Source organism: Enterococcus sp. AZ171 (assembly GCF_051714005.1).
In the GTDB taxonomy this organism is placed as follows: domain Bacteria; phylum Bacillota; class Bacilli; order Lactobacillales; family Enterococcaceae; genus Enterococcus_B; species Enterococcus_B pernyi.
This window is the reverse complement of sequence record NZ_JBIORA010000001.1, coordinates 1,539,688-1,565,225: the sequence shown is the minus strand read 5'-3', so window position 1 is coordinate 1,565,225 and position 25,538 is coordinate 1,539,688. Positions and strand designations below refer to the sequence as shown.

General features: G+C 36.6%; 31 protein-coding genes. 24 read left to right on the top strand and 7 right to left on the bottom strand.

Going from position 1 to position 25,538, the window contains the following annotated elements:
- Positions 1-91: 91 nt before the first annotated feature.
- The 8 genes from IGJ49_RS07620 to IGJ49_RS07585 all read left to right on the top strand — a co-directional run bounded on the left by IGJ49_RS07620 (position 92) and on the right by IGJ49_RS07585 (position 7,938).
- On the top strand, positions 92-1,471 hold the full coding sequence (locus IGJ49_RS07620) for a C39 family peptidase (RefSeq protein ID WP_438722992.1): 1,380 nt from the start codon (positions 92-94) through the stop codon (positions 1,469-1,471).
- Positions 1,472-1,713: 242 nt separating this feature from the next.
- The gene (locus tag IGJ49_RS07615) at positions 1,714-1,896 is read left to right on the top strand and encodes a hypothetical protein (RefSeq protein WP_023519747.1); all 183 of its coding nucleotides are present in this window, start codon (positions 1,714-1,716) and stop codon (positions 1,894-1,896) included.
- Positions 1,897-2,325: 429 nt separating this feature from the next.
- Positions 2,326-2,595 carry a 30S ribosomal protein S14 gene (gene rpsN, locus IGJ49_RS07610; protein WP_010735346.1) on the top strand — a complete coding sequence of 90 codons (270 nt, stop codon included), beginning with the start codon at positions 2,326-2,328 and terminating at the stop codon, positions 2,593-2,595.
- A 17-nt stretch (positions 2,596-2,612) separates the two neighbouring features.
- A complete protein-coding gene (gene rpmF, locus IGJ49_RS07605; RefSeq protein ID WP_010735347.1) occupies positions 2,613-2,780 on the top strand; it encodes a 50S ribosomal protein L32 in 168 nt (55 codons plus the stop codon).
- A 30-nt stretch (positions 2,781-2,810) separates the two neighbouring features.
- Positions 2,811-3,188: a hypothetical protein gene (locus IGJ49_RS07600; RefSeq protein ID WP_224434756.1), complete on the top strand. Its 378-nt coding sequence runs from the start codon at positions 2,811-2,813 to the stop codon at positions 3,186-3,188.
- 36 nt (positions 3,189-3,224) lie between these two features.
- On the top strand, positions 3,225-3,632 hold the full coding sequence (locus IGJ49_RS07595) for a NusG domain II-containing protein (protein WP_224434755.1): 408 nt from the start codon (positions 3,225-3,227) through the stop codon (positions 3,630-3,632).
- Positions 3,633-3,984: 352 nt separating this feature from the next.
- Positions 3,985-4,680 (top strand): MerR family transcriptional regulator, encoded by a 696-nt coding sequence (locus tag IGJ49_RS07590; protein ID WP_438722988.1) that lies wholly within the window; start codon positions 3,985-3,987, stop codon positions 4,678-4,680.
- A 414-nt stretch (positions 4,681-5,094) separates the two neighbouring features.
- Positions 5,095-7,938, top strand: a complete 2,844-nt coding sequence (locus IGJ49_RS07585; protein ID WP_349519516.1) for an endo-beta-N-acetylglucosaminidase — start codon at positions 5,095-5,097, stop codon at positions 7,936-7,938.
- A 749-nt stretch (positions 7,939-8,687) separates the two neighbouring features.
- Here IGJ49_RS07585 and IGJ49_RS07580 read toward each other — a convergent pair.
- Together IGJ49_RS07580 and IGJ49_RS07575 are read right to left on the bottom strand one after the other, a co-directional pair.
- Complete coding sequence (locus IGJ49_RS07580; RefSeq protein ID WP_010735353.1) at positions 8,688-8,837, bottom strand: hypothetical protein; 150 nt, start codon at positions 8,835-8,837, stop codon at positions 8,688-8,690.
- 271 nt (positions 8,838-9,108) lie between these two features.
- Complete coding sequence (locus IGJ49_RS07575; protein WP_438722985.1) at positions 9,109-9,831, bottom strand: hypothetical protein; 723 nt, start codon at positions 9,829-9,831, stop codon at positions 9,109-9,111.
- A gap of 419 nt (positions 9,832-10,250) precedes the next feature.
- Between IGJ49_RS07575 and IGJ49_RS07570 the strand changes: the two genes are divergently transcribed.
- Positions 10,251-10,727, top strand: coding sequence for a flavodoxin family protein (locus IGJ49_RS07570; RefSeq protein ID WP_023519741.1), 477 nt, complete (start codon positions 10,251-10,253; stop codon positions 10,725-10,727).
- 184 nt (positions 10,728-10,911) lie between these two features.
- Positions 10,912-11,112: a cold-shock protein gene (locus IGJ49_RS07565; RefSeq protein ID WP_010735357.1), complete on the top strand. Its 201-nt coding sequence runs from the start codon at positions 10,912-10,914 to the stop codon at positions 11,110-11,112.
- A gap of 123 nt (positions 11,113-11,235) precedes the next feature.
- Here IGJ49_RS07565 and IGJ49_RS07560 read toward each other — a convergent pair whose 3' ends face one another.
- Both IGJ49_RS07560 and IGJ49_RS07555 read right to left on the bottom strand, forming a co-directional pair.
- Positions 11,236-11,598, bottom strand: coding sequence for a TIGR02328 family protein (locus tag IGJ49_RS07560; RefSeq protein WP_023519740.1), 363 nt, complete (start codon positions 11,596-11,598; stop codon positions 11,236-11,238).
- A gap of 38 nt (positions 11,599-11,636) precedes the next feature.
- Positions 11,637-11,870 carry a helix-turn-helix domain-containing protein gene (locus tag IGJ49_RS07555; protein WP_010735359.1) on the bottom strand — a complete coding sequence of 78 codons (234 nt, stop codon included), beginning with the start codon at positions 11,868-11,870 and terminating at the stop codon, positions 11,637-11,639.
- Positions 11,871-12,465: 595 nt separating this feature from the next.
- Here IGJ49_RS07555 and IGJ49_RS07550 point away from each other — a divergent pair.
- The gene (locus IGJ49_RS07550; protein ID WP_438722968.1) at positions 12,466-13,893 is read left to right on the top strand and encodes an IS1182 family transposase; all 1,428 of its coding nucleotides are present in this window, start codon (positions 12,466-12,468) and stop codon (positions 13,891-13,893) included.
- Positions 13,894-13,945: 52 nt separating this feature from the next.
- Here IGJ49_RS07550 and IGJ49_RS07545 read toward each other — a convergent pair whose 3' ends face one another.
- Positions 13,946-14,437 (bottom strand): isochorismatase family cysteine hydrolase, encoded by a 492-nt coding sequence (locus IGJ49_RS07545; RefSeq protein WP_010735361.1) that lies wholly within the window; start codon positions 14,435-14,437, stop codon positions 13,946-13,948.
- 13 nt (positions 14,438-14,450) lie between these two features.
- Positions 14,451-15,263, bottom strand: coding sequence for a Cof-type HAD-IIB family hydrolase (locus IGJ49_RS07540; protein WP_023519738.1), 813 nt, complete (start codon positions 15,261-15,263; stop codon positions 14,451-14,453).
- Positions 15,264-15,588: 325 nt separating this feature from the next.
- Between IGJ49_RS07540 and IGJ49_RS07535 the strand changes: the two genes are divergently transcribed.
- The 13 genes from IGJ49_RS07535 (at position 15,589) to IGJ49_RS07475 (ending at position 25,248) form a co-directional block, all read left to right on the top strand.
- Positions 15,589-16,446: a glycosyltransferase family 8 protein gene (locus IGJ49_RS07535; RefSeq protein WP_010735363.1), complete on the top strand. Its 858-nt coding sequence runs from the start codon at positions 15,589-15,591 to the stop codon at positions 16,444-16,446.
- Positions 16,439-17,341: a glycosyltransferase family 8 protein gene (locus tag IGJ49_RS07530; RefSeq protein ID WP_010735364.1), complete on the top strand. Its 903-nt coding sequence runs from the start codon at positions 16,439-16,441 to the stop codon at positions 17,339-17,341. Before IGJ49_RS07535 ends, IGJ49_RS07530 begins: the two co-directional genes overlap by 8 nt.
- Positions 17,342-17,385: 44 nt before the next feature.
- On the top strand, positions 17,386-17,736 hold the full coding sequence (locus IGJ49_RS07525; RefSeq protein WP_023519736.1) for an iron-sulfur cluster biosynthesis family protein: 351 nt from the start codon (positions 17,386-17,388) through the stop codon (positions 17,734-17,736).
- 26 nt (positions 17,737-17,762) lie between these two features.
- A complete protein-coding gene (locus tag IGJ49_RS07520; protein WP_438722980.1) occupies positions 17,763-18,704 on the top strand; it encodes a magnesium transporter CorA family protein in 942 nt (313 codons plus the stop codon).
- A 64-nt stretch (positions 18,705-18,768) separates the two neighbouring features.
- The gene (locus tag IGJ49_RS07515; RefSeq protein WP_438722978.1) at positions 18,769-19,662 is read left to right on the top strand and encodes an SDR family oxidoreductase; all 894 of its coding nucleotides are present in this window, start codon (positions 18,769-18,771) and stop codon (positions 19,660-19,662) included.
- A gap of 30 nt (positions 19,663-19,692) precedes the next feature.
- The gene (gene amaP, locus IGJ49_RS07510; protein ID WP_010735368.1) at positions 19,693-20,256 is read left to right on the top strand and encodes an alkaline shock response membrane anchor protein AmaP; all 564 of its coding nucleotides are present in this window, start codon (positions 19,693-19,695) and stop codon (positions 20,254-20,256) included.
- A 12-nt stretch (positions 20,257-20,268) separates the two neighbouring features.
- Entirely contained in the window at positions 20,269-20,457 is a 189-nt protein-coding gene (locus tag IGJ49_RS07505; RefSeq protein WP_010735369.1) for a DUF2273 domain-containing protein, read from the top strand.
- Positions 20,458-20,468: 11 nt separating this feature from the next.
- Positions 20,469-21,239: an Asp23/Gls24 family envelope stress response protein gene (locus tag IGJ49_RS07500; protein ID WP_409173368.1), complete on the top strand. Its 771-nt coding sequence runs from the start codon at positions 20,469-20,471 to the stop codon at positions 21,237-21,239.
- Positions 21,240-21,326: 87 nt separating this feature from the next.
- On the top strand, positions 21,327-21,569 hold the full coding sequence (locus IGJ49_RS07495) for a GlsB/YeaQ/YmgE family stress response membrane protein (RefSeq protein ID WP_010735371.1): 243 nt from the start codon (positions 21,327-21,329) through the stop codon (positions 21,567-21,569).
- A 476-nt stretch (positions 21,570-22,045) separates the two neighbouring features.
- A complete protein-coding gene (locus tag IGJ49_RS07490) occupies positions 22,046-22,243 on the top strand; it encodes a hypothetical protein (protein ID WP_224434747.1) in 198 nt (65 codons plus the stop codon).
- Between the two features lie 423 nt (positions 22,244-22,666).
- The gene (locus IGJ49_RS07485) at positions 22,667-23,098 is read left to right on the top strand and encodes a hypothetical protein (RefSeq protein ID WP_438722974.1); all 432 of its coding nucleotides are present in this window, start codon (positions 22,667-22,669) and stop codon (positions 23,096-23,098) included.
- A gap of 198 nt (positions 23,099-23,296) precedes the next feature.
- Positions 23,297-23,659 (top strand): LPXTG cell wall anchor domain-containing protein, encoded by a 363-nt coding sequence (locus IGJ49_RS07480; protein ID WP_010735374.1) that lies wholly within the window; start codon positions 23,297-23,299, stop codon positions 23,657-23,659.
- Between the two features lie 152 nt (positions 23,660-23,811).
- A complete protein-coding gene (locus IGJ49_RS07475; protein WP_349519502.1) occupies positions 23,812-25,248 on the top strand; it encodes a helix-turn-helix domain-containing protein in 1,437 nt (478 codons plus the stop codon).
- A gap of 73 nt (positions 25,249-25,321) precedes the next feature.
- Here IGJ49_RS07475 and IGJ49_RS07470 read toward each other — a convergent pair whose 3' ends face one another.
- A complete protein-coding gene (locus tag IGJ49_RS07470; RefSeq protein WP_010735376.1) occupies positions 25,322-25,537 on the bottom strand; it encodes a helix-turn-helix domain-containing protein in 216 nt (71 codons plus the stop codon).
- Position 25,538 lies beyond the last annotated feature (1 nt).

The window sequence follows — 25,538 nt, the reverse complement described above, 5'->3', positions numbered from 1 at the left end:
AGAGTTTATATTACTATCGTTATAATATTTTTAGGAAACATCTTATGTAAAATCTATTGCTATTTTTTGTTCATTTATGAGGAGGAAAAAGATGAAAAGGGGATTTATTTCTAAGGGGATTTGTGGGTTCACGATACTTGCGATTTTAGCGAGTTCGTTTGGTATGAGTCAAGTTTTTGCAGAGGATTCGTCTACAATGGAACCCTCGACTGAATCGACTCAAACGTCAGCAGCTCCACAGATAAAAAGTACAGAAACGAATGAAGTCAGTCAAGAGAAAGAAACAGAGATACCCGCGCAAGAGACACAACAAACACCACCAGTACAAGCGAGTGAAGCAAAAGAAGCTCAACCAGAGCAACCACAAACTGCAATCGTCGATGGAGTAGAAGTAGTTTTGCAAGCGCCGGAAAAAGCTGGTAAAAACGAAGCTGATATCACGCAAGCGCCAAAAGAGGAATTGATCGAAGGTTCTCCAAGATTATTTCGAGCAGCTGTGCAAACGATTCCAATGTATCGTTTATTCAATCCACATAGTGGGGAGCATTTTTACACGAGAGATACTGGTGAACGAGATCATTTAAGAAGGATTGGTTGGAATTACGAAGGTGTTGGTTGGCAGGCACCGACAAGTGGTGATCCAGTCTATCGTTTGTACAATCGCTACAATGGAGAACATTTTTATACGTTGAACGCAAAAGAAAGAGATAGTATCACGAAACAAGGCTGGAAGTATGAAGGAATCGGTTGGTATTCCTATAAAGGAGCGAATGCCATTCCTGTCAGTCGTTTATATAGTAAACGAGTGAACTGGCACCATTACACATTAGATGAAAACGAGAAAAAAGTAATCACGAAACAAGGCTGGGTCTATGAAGGTGTTGGTTGGTACGCAGTTGGCAGTGGTCAACAAAATCAAGAGGACTATAAGTTATTGGGTGTGAAAAATTACAACCAATATGCGTTGGGTGCGCCAAGTGGATGTGAAGGGGCTTCTTTATTACAGGCACTTCAATATAAAGGAAAGATCACCAACTGGAGTTTGACTCAATTTTTGAATACAATTCCTAAATCTCCGAATGGTAATCCAAACAGCGGTTTTGTCGGCAGCCCATTTGTCGAAAACTCATGGACTTATTCTGCAATTTATCCTACACCTTTGACGGCGTGGGGCAAGAAGTACGGAAATGTCCAAAATATTTCAGGTAGCTCGATGAGTACGTTGTTAAACGAAGTCAAAAATGGCCATCCGGTTGTTGCTTGGGTGACGATCAACTTTCAGCCAATCCGTTGGGGAAATTGGAATTTTGGTATCGCAGCGAATAATAATCATGCGGTCACTCTTGATGGATATAATAAAGGAAGTAATCAAGTCCATGTATCTGATCCTATCAGTGGTTCTTATTGGATAAATCGGGCAACATTTGAGAATATTTATAATGCACGTAAATATGCGGTAGTTGTAAGATAGACTAAAGCTTAACAAAAACAATGGTTGCAGTAATTCTTTTCCCATAACCTGTAAAATCCGAGAATAGTTTGGATTTTATGGGTTTTTTTTATTGCATTATTCTATCTAGTTCAAAATCAATGGTTAGAAACAAATTCTATTACATTAATGTAAGTTAAACATAGGAAGAATAGATTTCGGATCATTGCCTTATTTTATAATTTAGACAGGAAGTGAAAAAGAATAGGGAAGTGGAAATGATAATGGGAAAACTAGTAAAAGGATTATTAGTAATTGCGCTTATTTTAGGAATTGGTGCATTTTTTATTGAATCAAAGACAGAAGGCTTTCAAGCATTAACGGATAATTTTTTATCTGATAAAGAAGTGAAAGAATACTATGTCAAAACAAGTAGTGGGGATAAAAAAGGGAAGGATTATCTCTAGACGTTTGAAGGATACGATGAAGATGACACTCAACAAACAGTAAATAAAATTAGCGGATCACAAATTAAAGTAAGGTCGATACTTGTAAAATCGATGCAAAAGGTTTACAAGGAAAGCGCTGGAGTGAAGTATCAGAAAACGAAGTGCCTACGAAAGCATTGCAAAAAATCAATATATAATGGCTGAAATGTTTAATTACATTTGAGGTAGTTAATAATAAAAAAAGCTCACCGTGATGGATGTGATACATGTCATGGGAGCTTTTTCAATGTTCTCAAAAACACACGCTCAGTCCAAGGCCACTCACCCGTATTTTTTATTAGTGTTTCTTTTTTGACAAACAAACAAATAAATGGTATTGTTGCTCTACTCAAAACGTAATTATTACGATTTGTACAATATAAAGTGAAATAAAGGAGCAGATTATTAGTGGCAAAAAAATCAAAAATTGCAAAAATGAATAAGCAAGTAGCTTTGATCAATAAATATAGTGAACAACGTCAAGAGTTGAAAGCAGCAAATGATTATGAAGGACTAGCTAAGTTGCCCAAAGAGTCTAATCCTAATCGTTTAAAACTTAGAGATCAAACAGATGGACGTCCTCGAGGCTACATGAGAAAATTTGGCATGTCTCGAATCACTTTTAGAGAACTGGCACATCAAGGATTGATCCCAGGAGTTAAAAAAGCAAGTTGGTAAAATAGGAGGAAAAAGTTATGGCAGTACCAGCAAGAAAAACATCGAAAGCAAAAAAACGTTTGCGACGAACACACCAAAGTTTGACGAAACCAGAGATTTCTTTTGACGAGTTGACTGGTGATTATCGTCGAAGCCATCATGTCTCTTTAAAAGGCTACTATAAAGGACGCAAAGTGACAGAATAACCGATTGGAAGCTGCAAGGGGGTTCAAGAAATGGAAATTATTTATCCGCCATTAGTCGAACAAGGAATCAAATATTATTCGGAAACGGTGAAAGAACCTGTAGATAAAGGGGAATTCTATCGTGCGATGGTCGATAAGAAACTGATCACAGAAACTGGCCTTCCTACAGAACATGCGCTAGAGCAAGGCTTTGTCAAAGACTATTACGAAAAACAAAACTTGTCCTTTGAAGAATTTTTGGACATTTATCCTATTTTTCAAAAGTATGACGCCGATTTGTTCAAATCTATTGACGGCTTCTGGGAGATTCCTGTAGACTTGAAAATAGAATTAATGGAAATGCTTGAAACTGATCAACTGGATTATGATGACGAACAACAAATCAACATCTATTTAGAAGATCGATAAAAGGATAGAATAAGAAAATCCAAAAGGACAATCAATATGCACAACTTTCGTAAATCAGGTATAAAACCTTGGGATATCATCATTATTAGTATTCTGGTAGTTGCTTCTTTCGTTCCGACAATTGTCTTTGCTTTGTCATTTGATAACGCAGAAAGCGGTAATAGTGTGAAGTATGCAGTAGTCAAAATCGACGGAAAAGAAGTCGAACGATTTGATTTAGATGAAATCAGTAGCAAGATGGTGACTTACTATCCATCTGATACCCAATACAATATTGTCGAAATCCATGAAGGCAAGATCAGAGTTAAAGAAGATAATAGTCCCGATCAAATCGCTGTCAGAACTGGCTGGATCTCGGAACCTGGACAAACAAGCATCTGTTTGCCGCATCGACTAGTCATTACAATTGAACAAGAAGGACAGTCGGATTATCATATCTATTAAGTAAGAGAAAACTGCTACTATCAGCTTAGATAAAGTTGATGGTGGTAGTTTTTTTAGTTGTCTCAAAAATAGAGAAGATTCGGAATTATTATATCTTTATCTAATGAATCATTGAAATTGTGTTAATGGTTCATTTGTTTTTTATATATAACTAAAATAAAGATAAATTTAAAACGTTATAAATATAGCTGTTTATCAAAATTTATGGATGAAAAATATTAAATAAAGCAATCTATGTGAATGGTTTTAGATTAAAAAATAACGATAAAATATAATATGTAAAAATAGTTTATGATATAATCAGTGTCTGAACGCTTGATATTAAAGATTATTATCATGTAGGAGAATTATAATGAGAGAAATGGACAAAAGAAGTGAATTGTTGAGTATCGGAGAATTGGCGAAAATAACCGGTGTCAATATTAAATCGTTAAGATATTGTGAACAAGTCGGGGTATTATTGCCGGTATACATCAATCCAGATTCTGGCTATCGCTATTATTCCTTAGCGCAAGTGAGTGCGGTCGAGCTGATTCAAGCATGTGTAGAGATTGGGTTGCCTTTAAAGGAATTACATCGCTTCAGTGATCCGAATAATTCCATCGATTACCTATCTTTTTTATCATATAGCGAAGAATTAATGAAACAAAAAATCGATTCGCTCCAACAAAATTTAAAAGGAATGCAAGAGGTAAAAGAAGAAATTAATTTGTTAAAAACATATCGACATTCTAAAAAGCAACATATTCGGCAATTGTCAGAAAAGTACTTATATGTTTTTCCTTATCAACAGACTGATAACAAAAAGACACTTTATACAGAAGCAGCCAATTTGTTTGATCGCTCGATGGAAGCAGGGTATGAGCCTTTATATGATTTTGGTATTCTCTATGAATTTATTGATAAAAACGTGTACCAGTATATGTATATAGAAATCAAGCCTACAAAAAATGTCGGTAACAATATCAAGATTTTACCTAGTGGAGAATACGCATGCCGATTTAGTCCTAAAAGTTACGGTGAGCGCCTTCCAGAGTTGTTTCCATAAATATTTAAAAAAAAGTCGACTGTTCTTGCGATCGAAGCAGAAGCTTCCACTGGAACATTAGAAGAAATCGTTTATGAGATTCGAGTTTTCAGCGAGGGAATGAATGATTGAAAAATCCGTCATCACTGAACAAACGACGAAAAGTCAAAATGTTGAAGTAACTAATCATGCTGACAGACAATTCAAGTTTTATTATAGTTGATTGGTTTCATGAGGGTTTCAAATAAAATCTATCGTAAAAGGGCATAATAGCGAATCAACAATACAAAAACTGATTTCGATCGACGATCAAAATCAGTTTTTTTGTTCATGTTACCTATAATTTGTTGTGAAAGTTCTATGATTTGTTCATATACCTAAAACAAAGGAAACGTTATCATTTTTGTGAATCAATTAAATTTAGGAGGAGCGGAGATGAAGGATAAGAAAAAAATGGCGGTCGGACTCTTTTGTGCAGTAGTAATAGCAAGTGCAATTGGTAGTGGGACAACGTATCACGCAGAGACTAAAACGTTTGATTACAAAGAAACAGAAGCAGCAACTTACCAACGAGGAATGGATAATCAGCCAGAATCGTCTTACTGGTTTCCTAAAGACTTGCTAGAATGGGAATTTTCTAAAGATCCAGATGCACCTTATAATGTTAGCCAAGTACCTTTGGCAAAACGGATCGATAAAAACTCACTGGCAACTTCAAATGACACGCAGACACCAGAAATGAAAGTTGTCGCTTTGTCGATCATGAATAGCAGTACAAGTGGGAATGCGCCTAGAGGGATCAATACTTTTGATGCCAATGTATTTTCCAATTGGCAATATATCGATCAACTTGTGTATTGGGGTGGTTCGTCTGGTGAAGGGATCATTGTACCGCCAAGTCCTGATGTCATTGATGCAGCCCATAAAAATGGCGTGCCAGTATTAGGGACAGTTTTCTTTCCGCAGTCTGCTCATGGCGGTAAAATCGAATGGTTGGATACATTCTTGCAAAAAGATGAGGATGGTACTTTTCCTTTAGTCGATCAATTGATCGAAGTAGCTACTCGATATGGGTTTGATGGCTGGTTTATCAATCAGGAAACGGACACATTAGTCACAAGTTTTGACGATGCAAACAATCATAAAAAGGTAGAAGGGGCGAATACGACAGAAGGATTGAGTAAAAAACATGCGGATTTGATGCAAGAATTCATCAAACAATTCAAGCAAAAAGAAGCAGCATTAGAAATCATGTGGTATGATTCAATGACTTCGGAAGGGAAGATGGATTGGCAAAATGCACTGACGGATAAAAACCAAGCTTTTTTAGTCGATGCGGAGATGAATCCTTTAGCAGATAGCATGTTTTTGAATTTCTGGTGGAACACCGATCGTTTAGCTAGTCAAGAGCTATTGAAAGCTTCTAAAAAGAAAGCAAATGAATTAGGCATTGATCCTTATCAATTATATGCGGGCATCGATGTCCAACAAAATGGCTATGATACACCAGTGAATTGGCGGTTGTTCACAGATGAAACGGGCACTCCGTATACTTCGTTAGGTCTATATGTGCCAAGTTGGACATACTCATCAGCTAGTGATCCTGCTGATTTTCAACGTCGTGAATTGCGTTTTTGGGTAAATGAACAAGGTGATCCAACGAAAGGGAAGGCACCGGTAGAAAAAGAATGGCCTGGGATCTCTACGTATGCAGTAGAGCAGAGCGCTATTACCAGCATGCCTTTTGTGACGAATTTTAGTATGGGGAATGGGTATGGATACTTTATCAATGGAAAAAAAGTATCTGATCTAGAGTGGAATAATCGCAGTATGCAAGACGTGATGCCAACGTATCGTTGGATCTTTGATCATCAAGGAGAAAATCAATTAGCCGTTGAGATGGATTACGATGAGGCGTTTCGTGGCGGAAATTCTTTGCTTCTTAAAGGGAGTATGGTGAACGAGGCAACAAGCACAATCAAACTGTATCGAATGGATGGAATCATTTCCGATAAAACTTCTATCACAACAACGGCAAAAGCAACGAGCATGAGCCAACTTGACTTAGTTTTAGAAATGGCTGACGGACGAAAAGAAATCATCTCGGCAAGTGAGCCAATCGGTCGTGATTGGACGACTGTCAGCTATGATGTCAGTCGGTTGGCAGGAGAAAAAATCAACACACTCTCTTATCAGCTTGCTTCTTCAGAGACTCAGTCCGATTACGCGCTACACTTGGGTCAATTAGCACTGACAGATGGAAAGGAACTTCCAACCACAAAAGTTTCGGGACTGAGGCTTGAAGATGTTGCATTTGATGAAGAGGAAGGGCGATACGCTGGCATACGATTGGCTTGGGATGAGACGGAGAGTAAAGCATGCTACTATGAGATCTACCGGTTGAATCCTGATAACTCAAAATCTTTCTTAGGAGCAACACCAGCTACGAATCATTATATCAATGCCCTTGAACGAACCTTAGACACCGCGCAAACCAAATTGATTGTCGTGCCTGTTGATGCGCTGGGTAATCAAGGTGAACCTTCAGAGGCCGTTTCTTTTGATTGGCCGGATAATAAAGTGCCGAGAGCTGATTTTACTGCTTCAAGAACGTTAGCTGCTCCAGGATCAGCGATTACTTTTACAAACACGTCATCCTTAAACACTGAAACGGTTACTTGGGAATTTGAAGGTGGGGATATTATGACAAGTCATGAACATTCGCCAGTTGTCACTTACCACAAAGAAGGTGTTTATAAAGTCAAATTAACGGCAAGCAATCAAGCAGGGGAGACACCTGCTGAAAAAAATGGTTTGATTACAATTTCTAATAAAGTACCAATGGAGTTACCGCTGTTATCACGAAACGCGAAAGCGACCGCTTCCTCTTATACCAACGAAGCGGAAGCCCCTCATTTTGCAATCGATGGCGACTTGACGACTAAATGGTGTGCAACGGGTATGCCACCACACGAATTGACACTTGATTTAGGGAATGTTCAAACCATTAGTGAAGTTCGCATAGACCATGCGCAAGCAGGTGGAGAAAGTCCTGACATGAATACAAAAGCATATGCGATCGAAATAAGTGAAGATGGAGCGATATATAAAGAAGTTGCCAAAACTACCAATAATACGGCGAGTAGCTCCGGCGAGACTTTTGCAGTACAATCTGCACGATATGTCCGATTACGTATTGACAAACCAACACAAGGATCAGACACTGCAGCAAGAATCTATGGATTTGAAGTATTTGGACTGCCAGAATTATTACACTAACTTAGTGGGATAAAAAGTGTATTTGTCATCTCATCAGTTCTATCATTTAATATAATTGAAATGTTTAAAATTCACATCATTATAAATAAGCGTCACCCTTTTCGAAACCATGAAAATGATTTTCGAGTAGTGGCGCTTATTTAGCAATGCATTTCTAATGCAGATTTCGTTGCCTTTATATAATCAAAAGAGTTTTACTTATTAAGGTTTGAGCGTCGCTTTTTTTCAAAGAACGTCAATCCAGCAATAATTAATACTACAACAAAGTATGTTGTCCAACTGATCACATTAAAAAGTAATAAAGCTAGTCCAATGATCAAACATAATAGTAAAGTCCATACGGTTAGATTCTTTTCCATAGCATATTGAAAACATCGAAGCGTCAATTTCTGGTGTCACATAAAGAATGAGCTATCGCTGATTTCACTTCCAAACCTCCTTGTCAACGGCTTATAAAGACAAAAATATTTTCATCATGAAAAAGAAATTTTAGCACAAAGTAAAAAAGATTGTAAGGATTAGTTGAAGATTAGTGCAAATCAGGTACTTATTCAAATTGCTAAAAAATAGGATCAAATAATTGAAAAAGAGAATATTCCTAAGAACAAGCTAGAATCATTCGATCGTCATATGTAAGATAAGAGTGGAGTTACATCACGCATATAAAATTTAAGACACCTACTTTGACCTTTCAAGTAGGTGTCTTATTGTGAACTAGAGTTGCAATCGTCCATTCGAGGTTTTCACTCCTATGCGGATTTTTTTAGTTCTTGCACTGCTTGTTCGATCGTTACACCAGTCGCTACACGATTGCTATCTTCTTTGTCGAATACAACGAAAAGATTTAAATCGGTATTAAGAGTGACACGATATTGTAATTCTTTGTTATAGAATGTCATAGTCATTCTCCTTTCTTATTGTTCTGTTGAAAGGCAACGATACGTTGATAACGAAATTCCATAACTATTATAGCACAGATAGGTGAATTGAATCAACTGTATTTTTATTAAATAATAATTATTATTATTTGAAGTGGATCATTGACACAAAAAAATTGGATTACATAAGTGAAAAGGAGGGATAAGAAGATGTAGACTAGATTATGAAATTGATAAGAAAAAAGCAGTATACGAGATCAGAGTGATCATTTCGTATACTGCATAAATTATTTTAGTAACATTTTTCGCAAGGGGTCAATCCGCGTGCCAATGCTTCACTCATTGTCGCAGGATAGTAGTCACCGTTACCACACTTATGCGTATGGTACTTTGCTCCAGTTCTGGTAACTAAGACTTGTGCTTCATTTGCTTGTGCCTGTTGCGCTTGAGCTGCGGCTGCTTGTTCTTGTGCCACGCGCTGGGCTTCTGCTTGTTCAGCAGCTACACGAGCTTCTTCAGCGATACGCGCTTGTTCCGCTGCCTGTGCTGCCTGTGCTGCCTGTTCTGCTTCGAGACGAGCTTGTTCTTCCTGAGCTTTCTTTTCCGCTTCAAGTCTTGCTTGTTCTTCTTGCGCTTTCTTATCTGCTTTACGTTTTGCTTGTTCTTCTTGCGCTTTCTTATCTGCTTCACGTTTCGCTTGTTCTTCTTGTGCTTTTTTCTCAGCTGCTAATTTTTCTTCTTTCTTTTTCTCTTCTAATTCTTTCTTTTCCGCCGCTTCTCGTTGGGCTTTTTCTTCACTAGATGTTGAAGTTGTTTCCGAAGTAGCGGTATCTGCTTTTGACGCTTGATTGGTACCAGATCCGCAAGCGCTACTGATCAGTAGTAAACCGAATAAAGCACTAAATAAAATGAGATGGCGCTGCCAAGCTTTTCCATTTCTTTTACTTGATCGACTAAATAGATCTACACCAAGCATCAAACTGATTAATCCTAACAATAACAACAATAAATTCATTTTTTCCTCCTGTTTCTACGAAAAATAGATCGCTTTCATGCAAAGCTCCCCCTAATAAAAGCGATTGGTTTTATTTACGGTGATTGACCGTATTCTCTATGTCGGAATCGAACCGACGAAAGCCAGTTAGAGAGTGTAGATAAATCAAAAAAGAAAAGTAGTAGAAGAAAGCACAACGTTATAATTATATAAAGAAATAATAACAAACAAACTTTATTTTATCATTAAGATGAACATAATAACAGAGAGTTTTAATGGATGATGATTTTTTTAATATTTGTTTTTTTAATGAAAAAAATGTTATATTTGATGAAGAAAAGTATCGTTTTGATATCATAATCGTTCGAATATAAAAATAAACCAAGAGTTTACATGAAAAAGAGAGTCAGGATGAAAAACTGGGTAGAGGAGGAGTTAATATGCGCATTTTGTTTATTAATGCAAGCCCGAACAAAGAAGGGATGACCGTTAAATGGGGAGAAAAAATCTTAAAGGATATCGACTATACGGTCCTGCATTTAGTTGATTATTCGATCAATCAGTTAGGACAGATGACCGAAAAGGATGAATTTGACAAAGTCATGGGAGTAATCAAACAAGCTGACGTCTTGGTGATTGGTACGCCCATCTACTGGTGGGATGTGACCGGTTTGTTAAAAACATTTATTGATCGCTGGACGGATCTATTTGAGTATGGGTTAGACACACCAGATGCTCCTTTGTATCAAAAATCGGTTTTCTGGTTTGTTCAAGGATCTGCGCCAGAGGAAGCTATCAGCGGAATTAGACGAATGCTGTCTAATGTGAGTGACCGGTTTTTGATGCAGAAGTTAGGAATGATTTATCAGAAGAAAGACATTGCTTCATCTAATGAACAAATCAAACAAATGAGATGAATAGAGAAATTGAAAGTACCGAGGGTTTATAGTTGTGTTTTCTAAAAGGGCATGCTATAGTGTAAAAGTAATCTATTTTGAAACGTAATTTGAGCTATAAGTTAAACATTATAAGACTCCTTTTGCCTATCAAATATTTATTGCACTATAAACGTACGTTGATACGTATCAGGAGGAAATATACATGAATAACGGTACAGTAAAATGGTTTAACGCAGACAAAGGTTTTGGATTTATCACTGGTGAAGATGGAAATGACGTATTCGCTCATTTTTCAGCTATCCAAGGTGACGGTTTCAAAACATTAGACGAAGGTCAAGCTGTGACTTTTGATGTTGAAGATGGACAACGTGGCCCTCAAGCAATCAACATCGTTAAAGCATAATCAAACGATTGATATCTTACTGCTCTTTCTTATGAAAGAGCAGTTTTTTTTATGTCTAATTTCAATAAAAGCCTCTCGATTCAGCAATCGAGAGGTTTGATAGAGCAATGTATTATTGCTTGTTTACAAGATGATCCCTTTCTGTTCTAAGTTTGCCACACATTCGGCTAAGTAGATTTGATCATGTTCTGGATAAAGTGGTGAGGTCCATTCAATAGGGGAAAGGGTAGAATAAGGTTCACAAATTTTTCCACGATACAAGGGATCAAACCATTCCTCACCAGGTTTATAATTTTGTTTCTTCATTTCTTCCATTACTAACAAATGATACTGAAATAATTTGTAAGGCGAATGTGTAAAAACGTAATCGACAGTCGCATGTTTTCGTCCCCAACCATTGCCTCTCAGAGCACAACATTCGCGATGTTGTCCTAATAATTGTTGGCGCGGAAGTGATTGCAAGAGGCTTTGATGCCATAAGCGCATATAATATTTCCTTCTTTCTAAAACAGTGAATTAAGTGTTTAGGATGCTTCCGTTCGACCAATCAAATAATCGATGGTCGTGTCGTAAAAATCTGCGATAAAGATCAATTCGATGATACTAGGTATATTTTTTCCATCTTCATAGTTTTTATATGTCTCAATCGGTAAGTTCACTTTTTCAGCAACCTGTGGTGTAGTTAAATGCTTTTTATCTTTGAGGAAGTTTAAACGGCAATGCAGTGTATCCAGTAAAATCGCTTCTTCAATCGTCATTTTACCTCACCTTTCTCTAAATAATCATCTATGAGAGTTAACGTTTATTTTTTCTGTTTAGATAAAATAAATACCCAATGACAAAGAGTATGGAGAAAATGAACCCAACTAAATTAAATGTGAAGATCTGGAAGGGTTCGAAAAACTGATAGTTTAATATTTTATACATAAAATAGATCGCAGGCAAACTACTTAAAGCGATTTTTTTTCGTTCTTTCGTCCATTTGATAAACGAAAAGACAATCGGTACAAATATAAAAACAGGAAAAATAAAAGCAAGTCGGCTCAATTCCAGCATAATAAATAAACTCCCATAGCTATATTTTATTCGTGCATAAATTGTATTTTGAGTTATTCTATTTGAGAATATACTAGATTTATATTCACTAGATAAAAGATAGCATGTTATGCGATTCTGAACAAATATTTCGATAAAAAACATGATTCTTCTGTAGACGTATAATTTGAAAAAAACATAAAAAAAGGTGGAACTTTCATTCCACCTCAGACTGTAGACAAACTCCTAAATTTGGAGTGTTGTTTGCAGTTTTTTTGTTTTATACTCATTGTATAAACTATTCTGGGAGTGATTCTAATGATGAGAAAACAATCGATTGAAGGTAGAAATCAATTTGCTATGTTAACAATTGATGATCTTGTACCTAAAGATCACTTAGTTCGAAAGATTGATGCTGCGATTCAGTTTGATTTCATTTATCCCATTGTAGAATCTACGTATTCGACCCATGGTCGTCCCAGTATTGATCCAGTGGTCTTAATTAAATTAGTATTTATCCAATATTTATTTGGTATCCGTTCGATGAGACAGACCATTAAAGACGTTGAAACAAATGTTGCTTATCGTTGGTTTTTAGGTTATTCATTCGAGGATCCTATCCCGCATTTCTCTACTTTTGGTAAAAACTATGTTCGAAGATTTAGAGAAACAACTTTATTTGAAGACATTTTCTCTCATATTCTAGAACAAGCTGTAAAAGCTGGCTTCGTTACGGAAGACAACCTTTATATTGATTCTCCTCATATTAAGGCAAATGCCAATAAACATAAGTTCACAAAAGAAATGACCTACGGTCAAGCTAAAGCTTATCAAGATGAATTAGAAGATGAAATAAATAAAGAACGTATTGCTGTAGGAAAACGTCCTTTTACATGGGACACAGAAAGTGAGTTGAGTCTTCAAAAAATAAGTCATTCAGATCCAGAAAGTGGTTACTATGTTAAAGGTGAACGAGAAAAACAATTTGCTTATTCCGCGCATACTTCCTGTGAAGATAATGGTTTTATCTTATCTACATTAATCACACCAGGAAATGTACATGACAGCCAAGTCGCAATCGATCTGGTCAAACAGTCGAAAAGAGCTTTTCCAAATATAAAGCGTGTTGTCGCTGATGCAGGATATAAGACGCCTAAATTTGTTCATTTTCTGTCACACTTGAAACTCTACCCGATTCTTCCATATACTGTACCTCATGGAGTAAAAGGAATGTTTCGTAAAAAAGACTTTGTTTATGATGCCTATTTTGACTGCTATTTATGTCCCAATAATCAACCGTTGTTATTTTCAACTATCACTCGTGATGGTTATCGAACCTATAAATCAAATCCAAAATTCTGTAGGAGTTGTCCATTACTTAAAAACTGTACTTTGAGTACAAAACATCAAAAAATAGTAACTCGACATGTTTGGGCGGATCTTATGGATGAACTTGAACACCAACGCCATACGGCGTTGAATAGAGAAATTTATAAAAAGAGAAAACAAACTATTGAACGAATATTTGCAGATGCAAAAGAAAAGCATGGTATGCGTTGGACAAAATATCGAGGTCTCGAAAAAGTCGCCACGCACACGATGCTTACGTTTGCTGCCATGAATTTAAAAAAACTAGCCTCATGGCTATGGAAAGCAAAAAAGCCTATGGCTTTTTATTTCAAATTTCTACAAAGACTAATAAAAAGGAGTTGGCAATTAAGCCACTCCTTTTTGTCTACAGTCTGAGGTGGAACTTTCATTCCACCTTTTTTTATGTTTTTAGATTCGTTTCGACCATTTAATCTTTGACATAGACATTAAAGTCTTTTAGAAGTTTAAGTGCTTGTGGCTCGTGAACACGGCTGCTGACTAGTGACGAATCAATGATAAAGTCCGCTTCTGGAAAGGCGCTTTGTAAAGCGATTGTGTTGGATAAGACACACAAATTAGTTTCGATCCCAACCACTTCAATCGTTTTTTGTTCTTCTTTACGTTCAAAAAGGGAATGCTTGATCTCTGTTAATGTTTCTGGCGGCAGAGTAAAGTAGTATTTTTTGATTTCCCGCTCATTTGGTAGAGGAGAGAGCGTGGGAATGATTTTAAGATCTTCACTTTCTGCCTCATCTTTCCGTTCAATAGGGATATCACGAGTGAATAGTACGTATTCATTCGCTGCACGTGCTTGGTTTAAACGTGTGTTTACTCGCTCAACTAATGCTTCAGCATCTTCGATATAAAATTCACTAGTTGGATCTAAAATATGATTTTGCATATCGATAACAACTAACATCTATCATCTCTCCTTATAAAAAGTGATCATTCAAAAAGTTTGCGACACCGGCTTCATCATTGGTTTCTGTCACCTCATCTGCTAAATCCTTCACATGTTCTTGCGCATTGCCCATAGCCACGCTTAATCCGCTGAATTCAAGCATTGCCAAATCATTTTCTTGATCACCAAACGCCATGACGTCTTCTGAAGATAACCCTAAGTACTCAGTTAGAAATAAGAGTGAGTGGGCCTTTGTAATATTTTTAGGAGTGATTTCTAGGAAATGTGGGTCTGAAAAAACAGAATCAATTCCTTCTTTCTTCAACTCTGCTTGGATTTTTTGTAGTTTTTCCTCATTTTTATCCGTCAGAGCTAATTTCAAATAGCTTAAGGAAGGATCGTCCAACTGTTTTGTGATCTCATCAAAGGAATGATTTTGCAAGTTGAAGTGTTGATAATAAGGATCGTCTTTTACTAAGGCAGTTTCATCAAAAGTGATTTGATCATCTTGTGTTTCTCGACTTGCGATGATCGATATTTTTGCTTCTTTTGCTAAATAAAAGGCCTTTTTAAGTATAGGTACTTCGATTTTTGAGCGTCTTAATACATAATCGATCTTGCCATCTTTCATTTCGGAAATCAATGCACCGTTAGAAGAAATCAAATAGCCGCTGACGCCTAATTGTGCAAAGACATCCTTGGCAGAAATACTATTTCTTCCTGTTGCAATCGTTACGATTCCTCCATTAGAGGAGAAAGCTTTTAATGCGCGTATATTTTCTTGTGGGACAACTCCTTGGGAATCAAGCAAGGTCCCGTCTAGATCAATAGCTGCTAATTTCATCTTTTTACGCTCCCTTAGTCTTTTTTCTTTCACCAATAGCTTAAATGAGAAACTTCTAAAATAAAAATAAAATGCTTTAACTCTTTGAACTTTTTCAAAAAAGATTTTTCATAAATGGAGAAAAGAATATTAGTAAGAAAATGGTTAAGACCGCTGTATAAAAAAGCATAACAATCTTAATGTTTTCGTTTTCATTTTCATAAAAAAGGGCAAATTTTGGGTAATATTCATAAAAAACAAAGCATATCTTTTGCTTTCAGGAAAAAGTAGGCATATTGTAGATGTAGAAAAGGTTAGAAAAAGATTAAAAAAAGGAGTGATTTTGATGGAGATTAAGTATGGGACTGTACCGGTTGTGACTGCTTCAGATGAAAATTATGCTCCTTATCTAAGCGTAATGATTGCAACGGCACTGGAAAATGCGAATAAGATGAGACATATATATTTTTATGTGATTGATGATGGCCTATCAGAATATAGTAAAGAAGGATTGCGTCAGACAGTTGCACAACACTCAGAACATGCAAGCATCCAATTCTTGACAGTGGAGAAAGATGTATATGAAGATTTCTTAGTCAGTGACCACATTACAACAACGGCGTATTTAAGAATTTCTCTACCTAAGATCTTAGCAAAATACAATTATAAAAAAGTGTTGTATCTAGATGCAGACGTTTTAGTGTTAGATGATATCGTTGCATTATATGACGAATCATTGAACGGTAAAACAATTGGGGCAGTAATTGATCCAGGACAAACGAAAGCGTTGAAGCGCCTAGGGATCGATTCAGAAGAATACTATTTTAACTCAGGTGTCATGGTGATCGATATTGATCAATGGAATGAAAAAGACATTACAGATAAAACGATCCAATTCCTAAAAGAAAATGGTGAACAGATTATCTATCATGACCAAGACGCATTGAATGGTGTCTTATATGGAGATTGGGAACAACTTCATCCAAAATGGAACATGCAATGTTCATTGATTTTTGAACGCCATCCAGCTCCAGATAAGAAATATGAAGAATTATATAAGAGCGGGAATGAAGCACCTTCAATCGTCCATTTCACAGGGCATGATAAACCTTGGAATACATTAGAGGATCATCCTTATACACAAATCTATCTAAAAAATCTAGCGCATAGCGTATTAATGAAAGTAGGCGAGGTAAATGAATAGAAGAAAAGAAGTAGCAGTTGTCTCTAGTTGTAATACAAAATTTGTGCCTCATCTAGCAGCACTGTTTGTGTCGATTTTAGAAAATAGTGACCCGAAAGTGTTTGTACGTTTCTACGTGATTGATGATGATATTGAATTAGAAAGTAAAAATCTTTTACGTTACTCAGTGAAAAATTCACGAATGAATACAGATGTTGAATTTTTGAAAATCAACAAAAAATTCTTCAAAAACTTAGTGACAAGTGATCGTATCCCTGAAACAGCATACTATCGTATTGCGATCCCTGAGTTATTTAGAGGAAAAAATGTCGAACGTATCCTTTATATGGACTGTGACATGATCGCGTTGAATGATATCAGTAAACTATGGGATCTAGAGTTTAATGGCGCAGTGATGGCAGCAGTTGAAGATGCTGGTTTCCACCAACGTCTTGAAAAAATGGAGATTGAAGCAGATTCAATGCGTTACTTTAACTCCGGCTTGATGCTGATCAATGTTGAAAAATGGTTAGAACAAAACATCACGAAAAACGTTCTAAAATTCATCGAAGAAAACCCAGAAAAACTTCGATTCCATGACCAAGATGCTTTGAATGCTATCTTACACGATCGTTGGATTGCTTTGCATCCAAAATGGAATGCACAAGGTTACATCATGGCGAAAGCAAAACAACATCCAACGGCTCAAGGAGAAAAAGAGTACGAAGAAGCACGTCGTAAGCCTTATATCATCCATTACTCTGGGCATATCAAACCATGGAGTGAAGAGTTTAAAGGTGCTAGTAAAAAATACTATGAAAAGTATGCAAATATGACCGCTTTTCGTTGTGTTAAATCATTCCCTAAATATCCATTGTACGCTCGTGTTCAACGAAATACTGAATTGAGTCATTGATCGATAATAGAAAAAACTTACTATTAATAGAGGAGATGATCGATATGGAAATTACGCTGACAAGAAATGCGATGGACATCTTAAAGGAAAAAGCAGGCGAACAATCAAAATTAGCGCTTGCATTGATCAATAGTAAAGATCCTTTCCTTAGAGACAAAGGAGCGTGTGCGAAAGGTAGCTTTTTTCAAATTATCCCTTTTGTTACTGAGTTTGGACTATACGTCACAAAAATCAATCATCCTTCGCTAGAAATCTATACATCACAAAGTGAACAATGCTATTTAGGCAAACATTTGACGATGGATTATGATCATGTATTAAATAGTTTCTCATTGGAAAACGAGATTGCTGTACTAGATCATAACATCAAACTAACTAATTGTTTCTTTAGCTGAGTGCACACTAGAAAGGACGATTCACCATGCTGGAATATTACTTGATTGATGAAAACAAGAAAGTAATAGCCGCAGATGAAGAACATTTTAATTGGCTTGTTATTGATACGAGCGATACTAAGGAAATCGAACAGGTAACTCGAACCTATCAACTCCCTGAAGATATATTTGTCGGTATGACTTATCCAGAAGAGGTCTCCCGCTTAGAACATCTATCAGGAACAAGTTTGAACAACCCGATTTCCTTAGTACTGCTCAACCTTTCAAGTGAAAAAGAAAAAATCGAACGTCGTCTGACACCATTATCTTTCGTCATATCAAATGACTTATTGATTACTTGTCGAGACGAAAAAACCAATTTTATCGATCAGCTGATTGAACATCATGGTAATAAAATCGATTCTTTCGAAAAAGTGATTGTTTATGCGGCATTAGATATTTATACCCATTTTGTCAAAGAACTTCGTGAAATGAAAACGCGTATTGATTCGCTAGATCAAGAAGCACGAAAAACGACAGAAAATGAAGAATTGTATAAGCAGGCTGATTTAGAAAGAGATATTGTTTACATCGATCATACGTTGCGGGATCAAAAAGAGACAATGGACCTCCTCTGGGAGACTCCTGAATTCAAAGAACGTGTCAATGATGAACAGTTGCTTTATGACGTTCGTTTGAGACAACGTCAAACAGAGAAGATGATTTTGATTTATCGCGATCTGTTAGAAAGTATCGGTGATCTGTTCAATGGCATGATGGACAACAATTTGAATCATCTGATGAAATATCTGGATTCTACCGCATTGATCATCTCTGTGCCTGCGATGATCGCAGGTATTTGGGGAATGAACACAGGCGGTTTACCAGGAGAAGATTCAGCAACTGGTTTCCTCTTAGTATTAGGGGGCTCAATCGTTGCTGCTGCTGCTTTAGGGTATCACTTATTTAGAAAAGATTACACGAAATAACCAATATGGGCTTAAACGCCCAAATTTATAACGTCAGTTATGACTAAAAACTAGGAGGATCAACATGACAGAACCAAATTTAATCGACCCAAGAAAACTATATCACACAGAAGAATTTCCAAAACAGGATCAAGAAACTCCGGCTTTGCAAAAGGATATGAAACCTGTACCTGATTGTGGAGAAGAAAGCTATAAAGGCACAGAGCAATTAGCAAATCGCCGTGTCTTGATCACAGGTGCAGACTCTGGTATTGGACGTGCCGCGGCTATTGCCTTTGCACGAGAAGGTGCAGATGTAGCCATTCAATTTTTCCCAGGTGAAGAAGAAGACGCGCAACAAGTGGCCCATTATATCGAAGAAGCTGGACGTAAAGCATTACTATTACCTTATGATTTGCGAGATGAAGCTGCACCAAAAGAAATCATCCAAAAAACAGTGGATGATTTTGGTGGATTAGACACACTTGTTCTTAATGCGGCGCAACAAATTTCGTCCCCTTCAATTGCAGAAATCCCATTGGAACAAGTAAAAGATACTTTTGCTGTAAATATCATCGCAATGTTTGCACTTGTGAAGGAAGCAATTCCACATATTCCAGCAGGAGGAGCAATCCTTACAACGACTTCAGTCCAAGCATTCAATCCAAGTGAACACTTGTTAGATTATGCAGCGACTAAAGCTTCGATTGCAAACTTCACCATTGGTTTAGCAAAACAATTAGCACCAAAAGGAATTCGTGTCAACGGCGTAGCACCAGGACCAATTTGGACACCATTACAACTAGATGCAGGTCAACCAAAAGAAGATCTACCTGAGTTTGGTCAACAAGCATTGTTGGAACGTGCAGGACAACCAGCTGAATTAGCGCCTGTTTATGTCTTTCTTGCATCCAACAAAGCAAGCTATGTCACAGCACAGATTTACGGTATCACTGGTGGAGAAGCCATTAATCTATAATCAGTGACAAGAAGCTAGGAGGGCGAGACAATGAACAAAGGAGCCAAAACGATAGGAGCGATCTTACTGATCCTTCTGCTGTCTGTTTTAATATTTGCAATGTTGCTAAGCTCAGTTTATCCATTGCCGTTTAAGTTAGAAGAATTTCGCTTTTTATCATTAACTAACTTTTACGTACAACAATATGTCTTTTGGGTAACCGCAGCTTTTGCTGTGTTGACACTTATATTGATTCTAGTCTTATTATTCTACCCAAAAACTTACCGTTCATTCTTACTAAAAAAAGGTGATGGCGAGTTAACATTAGACAAAAAAGCAATCGAAGGAATGGTTCGTTCACGATTGACGAAAGAAGAGTTTGTTTCTTCCCCAAAAGTAACGATCAAAGCAACAAAAAATAAAATTGACGTAAAAGTAAAAGGCGAGTTGAAACGTACGTCATCATTAATCGGTAAAACAGGAGCACTGATGACAGACATTGAGCGTGATGTAAAACAAATCATCGGTACAGATGAACCAGTGAATGTCCTGATCAATTATACCGGTTTTGACTCACCACAATCAAAAAGAGTCGAACACTCACGAGTACAGTAAGGGGGAGAGAAAATGAACGAGATCTTTTCGACATACAAGCTCCCAATTATTTGTGGTGCGCTTGGATTGATATTAGCTATTTTACTAGTAGCTGTCGGATTTTTTAAAACATTGCTGATCGTGATTATGGTTGCGCTTGGTGTAGCCATCGGCATGTATTTAAAAAGAACCGGAATTTTAGAACATTACTTTAAATCTTAGGAGGCTTTACCATGGAAAACAATCATTCAAATCAAAACGGAAATACACCGAAATCAGCACATCCAGATCCAACAACACCGAATCAAGCACAAGGGATCAAAGATGAAAAAAATAAAACTGCGCCAGTGTCTGCACATCCAGATCCAGTGGTGCCGCATGTAGAAGAAAAAGTAGCGCATGATCAAAAAGAACACCACGATCATCCACATCATGAAGCGAAAACTCCTGGTGTGCATACTCCAACTCATGAGGCAAACAAACAGACAAATGAAGTGAAGGGCAGTGAAGAATCGATGAACGGTGAAGTAACTTATGATGACAAAGTCATTCAAAAAATTATTGCGATCGCATTAGAACGTATCGACGGACTATTGACAGTAGACGGAGGATTTTTCTCTAATGTAGCTGGAAAATTAGTCAATACTGACAATGAAACAGCTGGGATCGAAACAGAAGTAGGTAAGAAACAAGTTGCTGTTGATATGTCGATCGTCGTTGAATACGGCAAAGACATTGAAGATATCTTTAAACAAATGAAAGAGATCATCAGTGAAGAAGTAGCGAATATGACACACTTAGATGTCATCGAAGTGAATGTCAATGTAACAGATATCAAATCAAAAGAAGAATTTGAACAAGATCAAGTCACTGTCCAAGATAAAGTGACGGATGCTGCAAAAGCAACTGGAGAATTTGCGTCAGAACAAACAGACAAAGTAAAACATGCAGCAAGCAAAGGAACGGAAAAAGTAAAAGAAAATAACGAGCCAAGAGTACAATAAAATATCTTGGTGAGTCAAAACTTTTAATTAAAATAAATGAGATGTCGCATTGAAAAAATCGGCTAGACACTATAGGAGGAAATACAGATGGGTTTTATTTGGTCATTAATCGTAGGTGGAGTTATCGGAGCAATTGCAGGAGCAATCACAAATAAGGGTTCTTCAATGGGTATCATTGCGAACGTCATTGCAGGACTTGTTGGTTCAGCAATCGGACAAGCAATATTAGGATCATGGGGACCAGTCATTGGTGGTATGGCAATCGTGCCTTCATTGATTGGTGCGATCATTTTAGTTTTGATCGTGTCATTCTTTGCGCGTAAATTATAAGAATAAAGAAGAAATTTGCAATGGATGCAAAAATTCTTTTACTTTGAAATAATCGGTAACATTCAATTATCTTGAATTTGATTGAAGGATCTTTACAAGTTGACTTGTTCAACGAAGTGAAGATCCTTCTTTTTTGTTGTCCTTTCGGCGTTTTTGCAAGTAGATGATTAGTAAATTATTTTCTCACAAAAAATCTTCTTTCAATTACTCCTGATCAAAAGGGAAAAATGACGTTACGCAAGACGATGATGACCGATAAAATTGAAGAAGTAAAGCTTTTCAATGCTTTTCTAAATGATTTGAAAAAGGAGTGAATAGTAAAAATACGATTAAGAAACGCAAAATACATAACGTTTTTATAAAAGAGTCATTTGAATTACTACGAACATCCTTTAATAAAAAAAGAAACGACTATCAACAGAGAATGAACCAGACGAAAAAGTTTTTCTCTGATTGTTTGATAAAGGGGGGATAATTTGAGAACAAGAAGAAAACTGTTGAACAGTGCTTTGATCCTAGGTTTGACTTTAGGTAATCTCAATGACATAGTCGTTCAAGCAGTGACCGCATTCCATGAACTAGGTCCGATTCAAAGTAGACAGGCAAGAACGACTACTAATGAGAGGGAAAAAAAGAATGTGGAAAAAGTAAAAAAGAAACAAATGAAAAAGTGAAACAACCAGAGAAAGAGCAAAATGACTCGAAGGAAATAAATGAACTAAGCAAAGAGGAGTTAAAGAATTTAAGTAAAGAAGAGATAATAGAACGGAGTGATTCGTTAGATCAACTATTAAATCCCATCCACGCACTAGATTTACCTTCATGGATTCCGTATGTAAGTAACCTACGGGATAGGCAATTAGGGGACATGTTGACGGGGCATTTAAGAGCTGGGATCAGAAGCAACCTAGATCTAACACAAGATAATTTTAACATAGGTGATAAAGTTATTTTAAGAAATGTCACACCTATGTACTACCGAACACCGGGTTTTGGTTATAATGATTTTATTCGATATATCGTCGAAGATCTAAGCCCTTTGCTCCGAAATGATCATACTCAACGAGCAGTTTATACGGTGATTTCTGATCCAAAGAGTGGGAACTTGGCCAATGCAAGTCACACCTTCATTAAGCGCCTTACATAATACTCGAACAGACGGGGAAATGAATGTGGTCTTTACCCGTTTAAAAATAGCACTACCTCAAGAAGAAGAATTCGAAATCCGCAGATTCCCATTTTCTTACTGGGGACATTCCCAGGGAATAAATAATGGATGTTGGAGATTGGAGAGTAGCTCAACTAGTTTCATTGTCGATTTCTCTGGAACTGACATTGGCAGTATTCGCCTTACTCCAAAATCTGAGTCATTGATTCTGGAACATCAACAGGGTATTCCTGATCCAGAAAATTTTGTGGATGCCCACAATACGAGGGGAACGGTAGAGTATGAATGGGTAACGCAATCTGATACAAGTCAATTAGAGGTAAGTAAAGCATTGAAATTAGAGTTAGTGATCAAACCGTAGACCTGCTGTCACGCTTCCTATTGAAATCGAAATAAAACCATTGATTTCCACGACCAATCCTCAAGTTACGATGTGTCAAAATGATTCGAATCCTATGTCGCAAGAGCTATTTACGATCGCGGATGATGGCAGTTATCAACTTACGTGGATAAATACTATCAGTACCACTAATTTAGGCAATTCATTTGGCATGCGAGAGTGCGTATCCAAGATGGCAGAGAAGCAATAGAAAGTATGGATGTGACGATTGTTCCAGATGAAGGATTGCAGTTAGAATTGAGTCCTGCGAGTGTTCAAGGAAGATACTCAGTGGACGAACAAGGTGCAGAAGATAAACCAGGTGCTAGCGAAGAGGGTGCTGGAAGTGAAAGCTGTGAAAATGGAGAAAGTGGACAAGATGACAGAAGTGATCTTGAAGCAACAGGCAACTTACCACAAACAAATGCCACTCGAAACACACTTCTTTCAGTAATAGGAACTATGTTACTTGCCTTGGTTGGCGGTATTTTCTTCTGGAAAAAACGATCGACTGAAAAGTTGGAAAAAGAGTCCGATAAATAAAATTAAGACATTTTTTATCCACTTTTTTATTCATAGTAGAAAAAATAGTTTTTAGAGAAGAAAAAAGACCTCTAAAATTAAATATGGGAAACACTCAAAGGAAGGGAAACCCAAATTTGAGTGTTTTTTATTTGTTTGTGAGGTGAATAGAAATGTTGAAGATTTTGTCAAAAAAATTAAAAAGACAATTGAAGTTACTGGAATACTTATTTGAAGGTGATACCTATCGCTTTAACGACTTAGAAAATTTACTTGGTTGTTCAGCCAAAACGTTAAGAAATGACTTGCTTGATATTCATTCTTATGCCAACGATATCAAAATCCAAATGACTCGAGAAGAGGGAGTGAAAGCAACAATTCTACCTCATGTCACGGAAGATTATATCTATCAAGTGATCAAGCAAGAGTCGATTGAATATCGCTACTTGGAAGCTATTTTATTACATAAATTCAAGAATTATCTTGAATTAGCAGACTATTTATTTATTTCTGAAAGTACCTTGCGGCGAATCGTCGATAAAATCAATCCAATGTTACAGAGTTATGATCTGAAAGTACAAGCACTGATCAAACTTGTTGGAAACGATCAAGTCATTACTGAAATGACCGTTCAGTTCTTAATGGAAAAATATCATTATTTTGAAGATGCATTTCCTGCATCCTTTCGGTTGATGGTGACTCAACTTGCGCAGGATTTTGTTGAAGAAAACAACTTGCAACAAGCACTGATTAGTTTGGAACCGCAAGAAGAAAAAATATTTCATTTTTGGATTGCTGCTCGGATATTATTGCTACAAAATGATAATGGGGTAGTTTCGGTTAGTAAAAAACAAAAAAAATTCAAGTACGAAATACTATCAAATAAACGTTTGCGTCTACCAAAGAGCAACGAATTGATTAATGAACACTTGGCAAGTTTTATATTCGATCAAGCATTTATTTTTCAATTATTCGACAGAGGTTCTTTGAATCAAAAAAATCCAATTCTATTTGCAATTGATAGTTTTATCAAAGAAGTGGAAGAAAAATATGGAATTGTGTGCGAAGATAAAAAAAAGATCTTTCGTAAAGCAACTATTTTATTACAACAAAGCACGGTGCCTTTCTCTATAAGTTATCAAAAAAATTCTCTTTGTTTTAAAAATAGTCACTCAGAAATGAATAAAATCCAGCTTCGATTATGGAATAAGTTAAAACATTATGTACATACACATCATATCCTACTAAATGATTTCGAAGAATTTGCGACAACTATGTTTACAGAAATATTATTGTATTGGCCAGATTTAATAAAAAAATTCGAAGATAATAAGCAAGTTCGCGCGTTAGTCATCACCAACTCTACACTAAAATATGACGCCTATTTACTCAGTGAATTAGACCAACAATTGGGTAATCATTTTGAATTTGTTGCTAGAAATAATCAAACCTTGTCCCAAGATTTAATCAATTATGAAAATTTTGATTGTATTATTTCAAATATTACGATTGATAAAACCTATAATATCCCTATATTCGGTATATCCGTCTTTCCAAAAGCGAGAGAGATCCATAATCTGATCAACTTTTATCAAGAATTACTGGCTTGATTACGAATAAAAAAATGCAAGTCCTCCAAATCTTGAGATTATGGAGCTTGCATTTTTATAACACCAAAACTATTTAGATTTCTTGATCTTTTTCAAAGACAAGAAGGTCTCCTGGCTGACAATTCAAAACTTCACAGATTTTATCTAATGTGGTGAAGCGAATCGCTTTCGCTTTTCCAGTCTTTAAAATTGAAAGATTAGCCATGGTAATACCCACTTTTTCACTTAGTTCTGTTACTGACATTTTCCGCTTTGCTAACATTACGTCTAAATTAACAATGATCGCCATC